The organism is Ruegeria sp. N10, assembly GCF_056531545.1.
In genome coordinates this window covers 111,390-122,997 of the sequence record NZ_JBQFLY010000001.1, presented here as the reverse complement: position 1 = coordinate 122,997, position 11,608 = coordinate 111,390, and the positions used below count along the sequence as shown (strand labels likewise).

Genomic DNA, 11,608 nt, shown 5'->3' with positions numbered 1-11,608 from the left:
GATGAAGCATCAGGAGAACTCTCTCCAGGTCCATCCAGGGCGCTTTGCGGCGATGGCCTCTTTGATGTCCTGCGGCGGCTCAGAGGTCTGAGCCGTGTAAGTGCCGAACACTTCTAGCGTGCTTGTGCAGCGTGCCGCATGAAACCACTTGCCGCAGCCATTGGCATGGCGCCAGCGTTCAAAGTGCACGCCCTTGGGGTTTTCGCGCATGAACAGGTAGTCGTGGAACTCGTCATCCGACGAGCCGGGACCAAAACGCTTCAGATGCGCCTCGCCACCGGCGGCCAGTTCGGTTTCTTCGGCATCAACGCCGCAGTAAGGGCAATTCAGGATCAGCATGTTGTCATCCTTTTGGCGGTTGGTTGGCGCAGTGGCCAACCGGAATTCTGTTTTTTGGCAACCTCGGAACCACCTTCAGTGTGCAACCCCGGCGGCCACGCTTTCGTCGATGAAGCGGCCTTCCTTGAAGCGGTCCATCGAGAAGGCCTCGGTCAACGGCGAATGACCTGTGGCCATCAGCTGTGCCATGCCCCAGCCGGACCCGGGAATCGCCTTGAAACCGCCGGTGCCCCAGCCGCAGTTGATAAAGCACCCGCCCAGCGGAGTTTTCGACAGGATAGGTGAGCGATCACCGGTCATGTCGACGATACCACCCCATTGGCGCAGCATCTTGAGGCGCGAAATCATCGGGAAGGTTTCGACGAGGGCGCGGACGGTTTCCTCGATATGATGGAAGCTTCCGCGCTGGGTGAAGTTGTTGAACCCGTCGGTCCCACCCCCGATCACCATCTCGCCCTTGTCGGACTGCGACATGTAGCCGTGCACGGTATTGGCCATGACAACCACATCCATGCAGGGTTTGATCGGCTCGGATACCAGCGCCTGCAATGCAATGGCTTCCAGCGGGAGACGGAAGCCCGCCATCTCGGCCAGTTGACCGGAGTGGCCCGCAACGACGATACCCAGCTTGTCACAATCGATGGCACCCTTGGTGGTGTCTACGCCGACGACACGGCCATCCTGAGATCGGACACCCGTGACTTCGCATTGCTGGATGATGTCCATACCCATGGCTGAGCAGGCGCGCGCATAGCCCCACGCGACGGCATCGTGACGGGCAGTACCGCCGCGTTCCTGCCACAGCGCCCCTAGAACCGGATAGCGGGGGCCGTCCAGGTTGATGATTGGCACCAGTTCCTTGACACGTTCGGAGGTGATCCATTCGGTCTTTACACCCTGCAGGGCGTTGGCGTGTGCGGTTCGCTGGTAACCGCGAATCTCGTGCTGGGTCTGCGCCAGCATCATCACGCCGCGCGGGCTGAACATGATGTTGTAGTTCAGATCCTGGCTCAGATCCTCGTATAAGCCACGCGCCTTTTCATAGATCGCCGCCGAAGGGTCCTGCAGGTAATTCGAGCGGATGATCGTTGTGTTTCGACCTGTGTTGCCACCACCCAGCCAGCCTTTTTCGATCACCGCGACATTCTGAATGCCGTAGTTCTTGCCAAGGTAATACGCGGTCGCAAGACCATGCCCGCCAGCACCGATGATGATGACGTCATAACGTTTCTTGGGCTCGGGCGAACGCCAAGCGCGTTCCCATCCGGTGTGATAGCGCAGGGCCTCCCGCGCGACAGCAAAGGCTGAGTAGTGTTTCATAAGCGAATCCATCCGGTTCGGTGATTGCGCGCAGATATGCCGCGCGGCGACAGTTTAACCGCGCCGCGCAACGCCGCAATATCGCACTATTGCGACATGTCGTTCATTCGCGGCCATTTGTCCCTTTTGTTGGACGTCGCACAGGTCTAAGTCAGGACAGCATCTTCGGAGGGACCATGACGTTCTGGGTTCTGATTTTTCTTGTCGCGCTGTTGATCGCGGTGTTTTTGAGTTTCACACTGCTGCGCAAACGCCGTGGGGATGAACCTGCGGCGGCTTACGATCTGCGTGTGTATCGCGAACAGCTCTCCGGTGTGGACCGGGATCTGGCGCGCGGGGTGATTGGTGAGGCCGATGCGGAACGGGTCCGCACCGAAATCTCTCGACGAATTCTTGCCGCTGATGAACAGATGAAAAAGGGTGGCTCGGGTGCTGGGCCATCGCGGACCGTCTCGATTGTGACGATCCCGGTTGTCATTCTGATCATCATTGGGGGCGCGATGGCGATGTATCATCGTATTGGTGCCGTCGGGTTGCCCGACATGCCCCTGACCACGCGGCTGGAACTGGCCGAGGAGGTGCGCGCCAATCGTCCGTCCCAGAGCGCCGCAGAAGAGCTGGCGACCCCACCTCAAGCGGCGCATCTTGACGAAAATTACGCGTCTCTTCTCAAGCAGTTGCGAGAGACCGTTGCGGCCCGCCCGGATGATTTGCAAGGGCAGATGCTTTTGGCGCAGCATGAGACCAATTCGGGGAACTTCAAGGATGGATATACCGCGCAACAAAGGGTGATCGAACTGTCAGGCGACGCAGCCACAGCCGAGCACTACGCGGATTTTGCCGAGATGATGATCCTGGCTGCGGGCGGATATGTGTCGCCCGAAGCTGAAAAGGCCCTTGCCGAAGCTTTGAATCGCGATCCCCATCACGGCCCGGCCCGATATTATTGGGGGCAAATGCTGGTTCAGACAGGTCGACCGGACCTTGCCTACCGCATTTGGGTCGAAACGCTGAGGGAAGCCCCGGCAGGCGCGCCGTGGGCGGGGGCGATCCGGGATCAGATTGATGAGTTAGCCTTTCGGGCAGGGGTTTTCAATCCACCAGACCTGAGCGCGCCGTCTGGTCCAAGTCGCGAAGACATGGCTGCAGCGGCGGAAATGAGTCTCGAGGAACGGCAACAGATGATTCAGGGAATGGTGGATCAGTTATCCGACCGCCTGGCGACGGAAGGCGGCGCGCCCGAAGAATGGGCTCGTCTGATCGCCGCTCTGGGTGTTCTGGGCCAGGGCCAACGGGCCATGGATATCCACAATGAGGCGCTGGAGGTGTTTGCCGGAAACACCGAGGCGTTGCAGATCATTGTTGCCGCAGCCCTGCAAGCCGGGATTGCGCAATGATCCACGACGTTTTCGAAAACTTCGCCAATGCGCTTCCCCCGATGCAAGCGCTGATAGGGCTGGATCTGGGTGAAAAGACCATCGGCGTCGCGGTTTCCGACCGGATGCGGGGCGTGGCCAGCCCGTTGGAGACCGTAAGGCGCAAGAAATTCACACTCGATTCCGCCCGGTTGATCGAAATTGCTACGGATCGCGAGGTTGGCGGCATTCTGTTGGGTCTTCCCAAAAACATGGACGGCACAGAGGGGCCGCGCTGCCAGTCTACGCGGGCATTTGCGCGAAACCTGTCCCGTCTGACGGATTTACCAATCGGATTCTGGGATGAGCGGCTGAGTACGGTTGCGGCAGAAAAAGCACTGCTTGAGGCGGATACGTCACGAAAACGTCGCGGACAGGTTATTGATCACGTTGCAGCAGGTTATATCTTGCAGGGAGCACTGGACAGACTGCGCTTTTTGTAACAGGTCGGAGACCGATCGATGACGAATATGGTTTGGAAGCGCAATGAGGTCGAAAGCCCTTGTGTCCAGATTTGTGTTGTCCATCCGGCCGAGCGCATCTGCACCGGATGTTACCGCACGATTGACGAGATTTCTCGCTGGTCCAGGATGGACAGCAGCGAACGCGCTGAAATCATGAACGACCTGCCGTCTCGTAAACCGCGACTCAGCAAGCGGCGCGGCGGGCGTGCCGCTCGCATGAATGGCTCCTGACCGATCAGCGTAGACGTTTTGATGACATTTCTGCCGACTGTGCGGCCCTTTTCGGGATAGGTGCGTTCGGCGCGGTGCCACGCAGTTCTTTCTGAAACAGAAGCGCAATCTCGGATTGGCTGGTTTTGGGCCGCCGATCATCATTGCGCGCGCATTCCGATTGCAGCACGTCAGCTGCACGTTTGGTCTTTCTTGTATTAGTGAGTCTTCCGATCAAAGTCTTAAGTGGCATTGCGGACGTCCCGTTTCCAGTAACCGTGCCACTGCGGGTCGAGTTCGGGCTCCGAGGGGGTCTAGCTCTTGAACATTGAGGTTCAACGTGAGTGGTAACCCGCAGCGACAGGGTGTGGCTAAAGGTATTTCCCGTCACAAGTAGGGGGAAAACACGCGGCCTTTGATCGTTTTTGACGTCTCAATCAAGAAAAACTCTCAAAAGCACATAATTTCCTAACGTCACTTTTCGACCCGACTTTGCCGAGACTGGGAAAGCTGGGGCCGAAGCTGCGGGAAACCCGCCGTCAGCAGTCGAATCATGCCTGACATCGCACGACCGGATTTGAGGCTGCATCACGAACCTTGACCGATTGGGTGTTGCCTGCTCAGGCGTTCCACAGTCGAAGGTTTTATCCGGCGGCAAGCCAAGCCCTGGCGTTGTCGTACTCTTCGGACGGGAAAAACTGTGTCCGGGTCCCTAACACATGGCTGGCGACCTTCTGCGCCATGCGCTGCCAGCTTTTGTCCCCAACGATGGCAGCTCGGTCCAGTTGTCCGATATGTCGGCTGGCCAACCGAAAATGCGCCGCAAGCGCTGACAGCCCTTGCCAGCCGTCAAACTCCCTGAGGTCTATCAGCAGGCGAAACCCTAGCCGGTCCTGTAACACTGCATCCAGATCACGTTCTGCCTGTTTGTACCATTCAGGGTCCAGCTTGCCCAATAGGCTGATCTGAACACATGGACCGCTCAGGTCAGTCACGTGGATCGACCCAAGGGACTCGCGCATCCAGCGTCGGGCCGCCTCAAGCTCGGCCAGATCAAACACCTGAACCGGACAGGGCAGGATGGGGGCCGCCAGACGAACGCTTGTCTGCACCCAACCCTGATCAGCAACAACTGCGATCCGGTCGAAACCGCGCCAATGGCTTAACCCCAGCTTGGTGTCGGACCAGGCTGCGCCCAGATCATACCCCTGGAATTCAGGTTGTATTATCGCCAGTAGCCGAACCGTGTCGTGTTCCGTTAGCGCAGACTCGATGGCGGGAACCAGAGTATTGGTGTAATCGGCGCTGGTCACTTGCCCCGACAACTCGACTTCTATGAGTGCACCGTCAGAATTCGTATGAACCGTCATCATCGGTCAAAACCTCCAAAGCCAAATAATGACAGGACGTTAGGCGGATTCGATCCATTCGGCTACTCCACCGGCGCATTCGGGGCGGAAATAGGCGATCATTCGACCATCCTGCCCCGCCGTCGCCCCTTCGGCCCAAGGAGCAACGCCGTGCAGGCAATGGCGGTGAAGCAAATAGGCCTCTCCCGGCTTTGCAGGCAACTCGATCCTTGGGCAGGTCGCAAACACCTCGCGACGGGCGGATTGGTAGATGTCGGTTATGTCTACTTCGTGCAGGACCTCAGGTGGCATCCCTTCAAGCGCCTGCCTGAACGCGGTCCGCAGAATGTCATGACTGCCGTCCCACACCACCATCGGAGACGCGTCTGAGCTGGCCTCAGTCAGTGGAATGCCCAGAATCCAGGCATGAGGTTCATCAACCCGGCGGCGGCGATCCTGCCCTGTCGGGCGCAAACCGTCCACATGGGCCGCATCCCTGTTTCGACGGTACCGGGTGGCCGCTTCTTTCTCGCCCCGGCGCGGGCGCGGATAACCCGGATAAACAACCGAAACCTGCCCCTTGTGCAGCGGTAAATCTCCAAAGTGCTTGTCGATGAACGCCATGGCCTTTCCGGTCAGAGGCCCGGACTGCCCGACCCTGCCCTTCGTGTCATTGGATAGTGCGTCGACACCGATGAACCACGTACCTTCGCAATCCAACCATTCCGCGTGGGCCGGGTCCGTTGTCGACGCCCGTGCGGCAGGCAAAGCGTGGTTCACCCATTCGGCCAAAACCGGATCATACGGGAATTTCACCCAGCCCCGGGCAGAAAAATCGCTCATAAGCCCACGGCCTTGCGCAGCATGTTCAGCGCGACCAGCGTTAGGAACACGGCGAAGACACGTTTCAACGGTTTTGGGTCCATCGCATGGGCCAGCTTTACCCCCCAGGGCGCGGTGATCATAGTCATTGCGACAACGATCCCGAAGGACACAAGATTAACCGCGCCAATGGTCAACGGGGGGCGATGCTCGGGCGCGATATCTACAAACAAGAACCCAATGACCGAGGGTACGGCGATGATCACGCCAAACCCGGCCGCGGTCGCGACCGCGCGGTGGATAGGGGTGTTATAGAGGCTCATCAGCGGCACACCGAAACTGCCTCCTCCGATGCCCATCAGAACGGAAAGAAACCCGACCAGAGGGGACAGGACGGCCCGCTTGATTCCGTTGGGCATTGCGTCGCCCAACCGCCATTCTGCGCGACCCAACCCAAGATAGGCACCGATCACCATGCCCAGAATTCCGAACAGTGCCTGCAAAGCCTCGGTCCGCAGCGCCGATGCGACCAGCACTCCGACAATTGCGCCGACGACAATACCCGGACCCCAACCGCGCAGGATATCCCAATCCACGGCACCCTTCTTGTTGTGGGCTAGAACAGACCGCATCGACGTTACAATGATCGTGGCCAGCGACGTCGCCAGACAAAGCTGCATCAGTTGCGGGCCGCCATAGCCAAGCGTCTGAAACGCATAGAAGAACGCGGGGACCAGAACGATACCGCCTCCCACTCCCAACAGCCCGGCAAGCACACCGGCCAGCGCACCGATCACAAGCAAAAGGCCCATCATCTGGGCCAGCAACATTGTCTCGGGCATCGTCCCCCCCTTGCCGTTTAAACCTCGACCATCGGCGCAATATGGTCCAGGGCCTGTAGCATGACTTCTGGCCCGGCCCCTTCATGCACGGCCCCTTCGGACAAGGCGCGCCGCCATGCCCGCGCACCGGGGCGCCCCGCAAAGAGACCCAGCATATGCCGCGTGATCTGGTGCAAACGCCCGCCATTGGCAAGGTGCCTTTCAATATAGGGCACCATTTCTTGAACAACCGTCAGCGGATCGCGAACGGTTCCAACGCCAAAGATGCGCCGGTCGGCATCTGCCAGGATATCACCGGGCTGATGATAGGCCGCCCGACCAATCATGACACCGTCAAGACCCGCGTCCAGATGTGTTGCTGCTTCATCCAAGCTGGCGATACCACCATTGATCGATATATGCAGATCCGCAAACGCGGCTTTCATCCGATGCACAAGGTCATAATCAAGCGGTGGAACATCGCGGTTTTCCTTAGGGCTCAGCCCCTGCAACCACGCCTTGCGCGCATGGATCGTTACTCTTTGACAGCCCGCCGCACTGATCTGCTCAAGAAACGCAGGCAGAACTTCTTCGGGCTCTTGGTCATCCACACCGATGCGGCATTTGACCGTGACATCTACATTCGCCGCTTCGCGCATTGCTGCGACGCATTCTGCAACCCGCGCCGGATCTTTCATCAGAACCGCCCCGAAAGTACCAGACTGCACCCTGTCCGACGGGCATCCACAGTTCAGATTGATCTCATCATATCCTGCATCTGCACCCAATCTCGCCGCTTGCGCCAGCTCCTCTGGATCGGACCCGCCCAGCTGTAAAGCCACGGGATGTTCCTGCGGTGAATGATCCAACAGATGCAGCGCCCCTCCTCGGACAAGCGCCGGTGCCGTTACCATCTCGGTATACAGCAAGGTTTCCGTGCTAAGCCGCCGATGAAAATACCGACAGTGGCGGTCGGTCCAATCCATCATGGGGGCAATGCTCAGAGTAGCATGGTGTTGAATATTATCTCTTCCACGTGCAGTCAACTCAACCATCCTCAAGAATACGAAACCCGCAGCTATCATAGAAAAATCGCCAAAATAAGCCAATTCTTGAGGACTGGGCAAACGAAGCTGATTTGCGGGTTCGGACGTCGTATCAAATCCGATCGCCGCGCTTTCAACACTGGGAAAATCCAGCCGCTCCCTGACTTGCCGCAGACAACGCCATTGGATAATATGATCAATGGCTTAACAGATGTTTCCGTGATGTTTTCACTGAAGGAAACGCAAGGCGCGAGCTTTGTCCGCAAGACCAATTTCGTACTCGCCCAAAAACTATGCCGAGCAGTCACATCTGTCCCAAATATCAAAATTTGATCAAATTTGGTGACAAATCTGATCCATTGAAGTACATCACGGGGAAACAGAATTGACGGAGCCCCCAATGGACCTGAGCGCCTTGCACAGTTTTCGCGTGACTGCATGTGACCTGAACGGTCAGATGCGGGGCAAACGCGTGCCCCCTGAGTATGCGGGCAAGCTGGAGAAAGGCGCCGTGCGCATGCCGTTCTCGGCACTCAATGTCGATCTCTGGGGCGCGGATATTCACGGCAGCCCGCTGGTGTTCGAAACCGGCGATGCGGATGGCGTGCTGCGCCCAACCGACCGGGGCCCGGTGCCCGTGCCCTGGCTTCCGAAAGAAACGGCGCTGGTTCCGATGAGCTTGTATGACGATGCAGGTACCCCGTTTGCGGGTGATCCGCGCCACGCTCTGTCTGCCATTCTTGACCGTTATGCCAAACGCGGCTGGTCGGTCGTTGCGGCGACTGAGTTGGAATTCACACTAATCGATGCTTCGGGTGCGCAACCGCAACCTCCGTTGAACCCGATCACCGGGCGCCGCCTGCTGTATGAATCCGTTCTGTCGGTCGCTGAAATGGATGCGTTTGAGGATTTCTTCACAGATCTCTACGATGGCTGCGCCGCCATGGATATCCCCGCGCAAACCGCCATCTCGGAAAGTGGCGTTGGCCAATTCGAGATCAACCTGAATCATCAGGATGCCATGCGCTGTGCCGACGATACGTGGCTTTTCAAGGCGTTGACACGTGGCCTGGCGCGCAAACACGGGTTTGCCGCAACATTCATGTCGAAACCCTATGCAGATGATGCAGGCAATGGGATGCATGTGCATTTCTCGGTGCTGGACCATCGGGGGCGCAATGTGTTTGACAATGGCGGGCCTGAAGGGACCGGCATTCTGCATTCCGCCGTCGCGGGTTGTGTGGCGGCCATGCCAGGCAGCACGTTGATTTTTGCGCCCCACGGCAATTCTTACACCCGGCTTGTACCGGGTGCTCATGCCCCGACCGGGGCCTGCTGGGCCTATGAGAACAGAACCGCCGCAATTCGCATCCCGGGCGGGGCAACAGCAGCCCGGCGCATCGAACACCGCGTCGCAGGTGGTGACATCAACCCCTACCTGATGCTGGCCGCGGTTTTGGGCGCAGCCCTTGCCGGGATCGAAGACGGTCTGCGGCCCCCTGCCCCGATCACAGGCAATGCCTACGATATCGAAGACCTGCCTCAACTGATGCCAGACTGGGCGGCCGCAATTGACAGATTTGAGACCGACCCCCTGGTCGCCCGGCTTTTCTCGGCGGATCTGATCCAGTACCTGATCATGACCAAGCGACAGGAAATTGAACGATTTGAGCGTATCGCTCCTGAAGATCACTGGCTGAGCTATCTCGAGGCGGTTTGACCCCCCTTGCCGCCTCACTCGGACTCAGCTAGAGTGAATTTGATCAAATTTGGTGACACATGAAAATCGGCATATTACAAACCGGCCACACACCAGATGCCTTGCATGGCGAATTCGGCGACTATGATGAGCTGTTTCCTGCACTTCTCGGTGGCAACGGATTTGAGTTCCAGACCTTCGCCGTGGTCGACGGCATATTCCCAAGCGGCGCGGATGACGCAGATGGCTGGGTCATAACCGGTTCGCGCCACGGCGCGTACGAAGACCTGCCGTGGATCGCCCCGCTGGAAGACTTGGTCAGAGAGATACAGCAAAGCGGAAAGCCACTGATCGGCGTATGCTTTGGGCATCAGATCATCGCGCAGGCACTGGGCGGCAAGGTCGAGAAGTTCAAGGGCGGATGGGCCGTCGGACGCACTGAATACGAGTTTGACGGCAACACAGTCTGGCTGAATGCCTGGCATCAGGATCAGGTTGTCGAGTTGCCCGAAGGCGCGCGCGTTCTTGGTCAGAACGCATTTTGCGAAAACGCGATGCTGGCTTATGGAGACACGATCTGGACGGTTCAGGCCCACCCTGAATTCACCAATGGTTTTGTCGCGGGCCTGATGCGCACACGGGGAAAAGGCGTCGTCCCCGAAGACCTGATGCGCGAGGCCGCAAATCGCGAAACCGCCCCGGATGACAACGCCACAATCGCGCGCCATATGGCCGAGTTTTTAAAGAAAGAGAGAGCCTGATGGCTGATTGGACTGATAAACTGCCGGAAGCCGCCAAAGCCTATTTCCACGGACAGCGGCTGGACGAGGTTGAATGTATCATCTCGGACCTTCCCGGAATTGCACGTGGCAAGGCCGTGCCTGCCACGAAATTCGCCAAGCAATCCTATTTTCACCTGCCTGACAGCATATTCTTCCAGACCATCACGGGGGACTGGGGTGAAGCCGCAGGTGACGACGGGTTCATCGAAAAGGACATGATCCTGAAGCCCGACTATTCGACGGCTTCAGCCGCACCCTGGACAGGGGACTGGACGCTGCAAGTGATCCACGACGCCTATGACCGGGATGGTGATCCGATCCCTTATAGCCCCCGTAACGTGTTGAAACGCGTGGTCCAGCTGTATCACAACCGAGGCTGGAAACCGGTTGTTGCGCCAGAAATGGAGTTCTTTCTGGTCGCCCCCAATGTCGATCCCGCACAGGAAATCAAGCCGATGATGGGGCGTTCTGGCCGCCCAGCTGCGGCGCGGCAGGCGTATTCGATGACCGCGGTGGACGAGTTCGGCCCGGTCATCGACGATATCTATGACTTTGCCGAACATCAGGGGTTCGAAATCGATGGCATCACCCAGGAAGGCGGTGCGGGCCAGTTGGAGATCAACCTTCGCCACGGCAACCCAGTCAAACTTGCTGATGAGGTTTTCTACTTCAAGCGCCTGATCCGCGAGGCGGCGTTACGGCACAATTGTTTTGCAACCTTCATGGCCAAACCGATCGAGGAAGAGCCGGGCTCGGCCATGCATATCCATCATTCGATTATCGACATGGAGACCGGCCAGAATATCTTTTCGGGCCCGCAGGGCGGCGAAACGGACGCGTTCTATCACTTCATTGCCGGGTTGCAGAACCATCTGCCCTCCGGTCTGGCCGTGATGGCACCTTATGTAAACTCGTATCGTCGCTACGTGAAAGACCACGCCGCACCGATCAATCTGGAATGGGCCCGCGACAACCGCACTACAGGCATTCGCGTTCCTCTGTCCGGACCTGAATCGCGCCGTGTCGAAAACCGCATCGCCGGTATGGATTGCAACCCGTATCTGGGCATCGCCCTGTCGCTGGCGTGCGGCTATCTGGGTCTGGTTGAACAAGAACGCCCGCGTCGTCAATTCTATGGTGACGCCTATGAAGGCGAAGGGGATATCCCCCAGGTCATGGGCGATGCGTTGGATATGTTTGACGAAGCCACAGCCCTGCACGAAATCCTTGGCCCCGAGTTTGCCCGTGTCTATGGCATCGTGAAGCGGGCCGAATATGAAGAATTTCTGCAGGTCATCTCTCCGTGGGAACGGGAACATCTGCTGATCAACGTCTGAGACT

General features: G+C 58.3%; 13 protein-coding genes. 7 read left to right on the top strand and 6 right to left on the bottom strand.

Annotation, left to right across the window (positions count from 1 at the left end; translation table 11 throughout):
- Positions 1 to 9: 9 nt before the first annotated feature.
- Together ACR0JI_RS00625 and ACR0JI_RS00620 are read right to left on the bottom strand one after the other, a co-directional pair.
- On the bottom strand, positions 10 to 339 hold the full coding sequence (locus ACR0JI_RS00625) for a sarcosine oxidase subunit delta (RefSeq protein WP_480473438.1): 330 nt from the start codon (positions 337 to 339) through the stop codon (positions 10 to 12).
- Positions 340 to 414: 75 nt separating this feature from the next.
- Positions 415 to 1,659, bottom strand: a complete 1,245-nt coding sequence (locus ACR0JI_RS00620) for a sarcosine oxidase subunit beta family protein (protein WP_480492934.1) — start codon at positions 1,657 to 1,659, stop codon at positions 415 to 417.
- A gap of 176 nt (positions 1,660 to 1,835) precedes the next feature.
- Here ACR0JI_RS00620 and ccmI point away from each other — a divergent pair, with 176 nt between their 5' ends.
- From ccmI to ACR0JI_RS00605, 3 genes are read left to right on the top strand one after another with little or no spacing between them, the layout of a single operon-like run.
- Positions 1,836 to 3,056 (top strand): c-type cytochrome biogenesis protein CcmI, encoded by a 1,221-nt coding sequence (gene ccmI / locus ACR0JI_RS00615; protein ID WP_480492933.1) that lies wholly within the window; start codon positions 1,836 to 1,838, stop codon positions 3,054 to 3,056.
- Positions 3,053 to 3,517, top strand: coding sequence for a Holliday junction resolvase RuvX (gene ruvX, locus ACR0JI_RS00610; RefSeq protein WP_480492932.1), 465 nt, complete (start codon positions 3,053 to 3,055; stop codon positions 3,515 to 3,517). The genes ccmI and ruvX overlap by 4 nt, the downstream gene beginning before the upstream one ends.
- An 18-nt stretch (positions 3,518 to 3,535) precedes the next feature.
- Positions 3,536 to 3,769, top strand: coding sequence for a DUF1289 domain-containing protein (locus tag ACR0JI_RS00605; protein ID WP_209503450.1), 234 nt, complete (start codon positions 3,536 to 3,538; stop codon positions 3,767 to 3,769).
- A gap of 623 nt (positions 3,770 to 4,392) precedes the next feature.
- On the opposite strand, the gene ACR0JI_RS00600 is transcribed toward ACR0JI_RS00605, so the two are convergent.
- From ACR0JI_RS00600 to dusA, 4 genes are read right to left on the bottom strand one after another with little or no spacing between them, the layout of a single operon-like run.
- Positions 4,393 to 5,121, bottom strand: coding sequence for a SpoIIAA family protein (locus tag ACR0JI_RS00600; RefSeq protein WP_480492931.1), 729 nt, complete (start codon positions 5,119 to 5,121; stop codon positions 4,393 to 4,395).
- 36 nt (positions 5,122 to 5,157) lie between these two features.
- Positions 5,158 to 5,940: a hypothetical protein gene (locus ACR0JI_RS00595; RefSeq protein WP_480492930.1), complete on the bottom strand. Its 783-nt coding sequence runs from the start codon at positions 5,938 to 5,940 to the stop codon at positions 5,158 to 5,160.
- On the bottom strand, positions 5,937 to 6,761 hold the full coding sequence (locus ACR0JI_RS00590) for a sulfite exporter TauE/SafE family protein (RefSeq protein WP_480492929.1): 825 nt from the start codon (positions 6,759 to 6,761) through the stop codon (positions 5,937 to 5,939). Before ACR0JI_RS00590 ends, ACR0JI_RS00595 begins: the two co-directional genes overlap by 4 nt.
- Before the next feature lie 17 nt (positions 6,762 to 6,778).
- Complete coding sequence (dusA, locus tag ACR0JI_RS00585) at positions 6,779 to 7,729, bottom strand: tRNA dihydrouridine(20/20a) synthase DusA (protein ID WP_480492928.1); 951 nt, start codon at positions 7,727 to 7,729, stop codon at positions 6,779 to 6,781.
- Positions 7,730 to 7,753: 24 nt separating this feature from the next.
- Between dusA and ACR0JI_RS00580 the strand changes: the two genes are divergently transcribed.
- The 4 genes from ACR0JI_RS00580 to ACR0JI_RS00565 all read left to right on the top strand — a co-directional run bounded on the left by ACR0JI_RS00580 (position 7,754) and on the right by ACR0JI_RS00565 (position 11,604).
- Positions 7,754 to 8,119, top strand: coding sequence for a hypothetical protein (locus ACR0JI_RS00580; protein ID WP_480879096.1), 366 nt, complete (start codon positions 7,754 to 7,756; stop codon positions 8,117 to 8,119).
- A gap of 67 nt (positions 8,120 to 8,186) precedes the next feature.
- Entirely contained in the window at positions 8,187 to 9,506 is a 1,320-nt protein-coding gene (locus ACR0JI_RS00575) for a glutamine synthetase family protein (protein WP_480492927.1), read from the top strand.
- A gap of 59 nt (positions 9,507 to 9,565) precedes the next feature.
- Positions 9,566 to 10,246 (top strand): type 1 glutamine amidotransferase, encoded by a 681-nt coding sequence (locus ACR0JI_RS00570; RefSeq protein WP_480473448.1) that lies wholly within the window; start codon positions 9,566 to 9,568, stop codon positions 10,244 to 10,246.
- Positions 10,246 to 11,604, top strand: a complete 1,359-nt coding sequence (locus tag ACR0JI_RS00565) for a glutamine synthetase family protein (RefSeq protein WP_480473449.1) — start codon at positions 10,246 to 10,248, stop codon at positions 11,602 to 11,604. The genes ACR0JI_RS00570 and ACR0JI_RS00565 overlap by 1 nt, the downstream gene beginning before the upstream one ends.
- The last annotated feature ends 4 nt before the right edge of the window (positions 11,605 to 11,608 follow it).

What these genes read in the sequence shown, in the direction of transcription:
- ccmI (WP_480492933.1), top strand. Translation starts at nt 1,836, where the DNA reads ATGACGTTCTGGGTTCTGATTTTTCTTGTCGCGCTGTTGATCGCGGTG.
- ACR0JI_RS00565 (WP_480473449.1), top strand. Translation starts at nt 10,246, where the DNA reads ATGGCTGATTGGACTGATAAACTGCCGGAAGCCGCCAAAGCCTATTTC.
- ACR0JI_RS00620 (WP_480492934.1), bottom strand. Translation starts at nt 1,659, where the DNA reads ATGAAACACTACTCAGCCTTTGCTGTCGCGCGGGAGGCCCTGCGCTAT.
- ACR0JI_RS00600 (WP_480492931.1), bottom strand. Translation starts at nt 5,121, where the DNA reads ATGATGACGGTTCATACGAATTCTGACGGTGCACTCATAGAAGTCGAG.
- ACR0JI_RS00595 (WP_480492930.1), bottom strand. Translation starts at nt 5,940, where the DNA reads ATGAGCGATTTTTCTGCCCGGGGCTGGGTGAAATTCCCGTATGATCCG.
- ruvX (WP_480492932.1), top strand. Translation starts at nt 3,053, where the DNA reads ATGATCCACGACGTTTTCGAAAACTTCGCCAATGCGCTTCCCCCGATG.
- ACR0JI_RS00625 (WP_480473438.1), bottom strand. Translation starts at nt 339, where the DNA reads ATGCTGATCCTGAATTGCCCTTACTGCGGCGTTGATGCCGAAGAAACC.
- ACR0JI_RS00570 (WP_480473448.1), top strand. Translation starts at nt 9,566, where the DNA reads ATGAAAATCGGCATATTACAAACCGGCCACACACCAGATGCCTTGCAT.
- ACR0JI_RS00590 (WP_480492929.1), bottom strand. Translation starts at nt 6,761, where the DNA reads ATGCCCGAGACAATGTTGCTGGCCCAGATGATGGGCCTTTTGCTTGTG.
- ACR0JI_RS00605 (WP_209503450.1), top strand. Translation starts at nt 3,536, where the DNA reads ATGACGAATATGGTTTGGAAGCGCAATGAGGTCGAAAGCCCTTGTGTC.
- dusA (WP_480492928.1), bottom strand. Translation starts at nt 7,729, where the DNA reads ATGATGGATTGGACCGACCGCCACTGTCGGTATTTTCATCGGCGGCTT.
- ACR0JI_RS00575 (WP_480492927.1), top strand. Translation starts at nt 8,187, where the DNA reads ATGGACCTGAGCGCCTTGCACAGTTTTCGCGTGACTGCATGTGACCTG.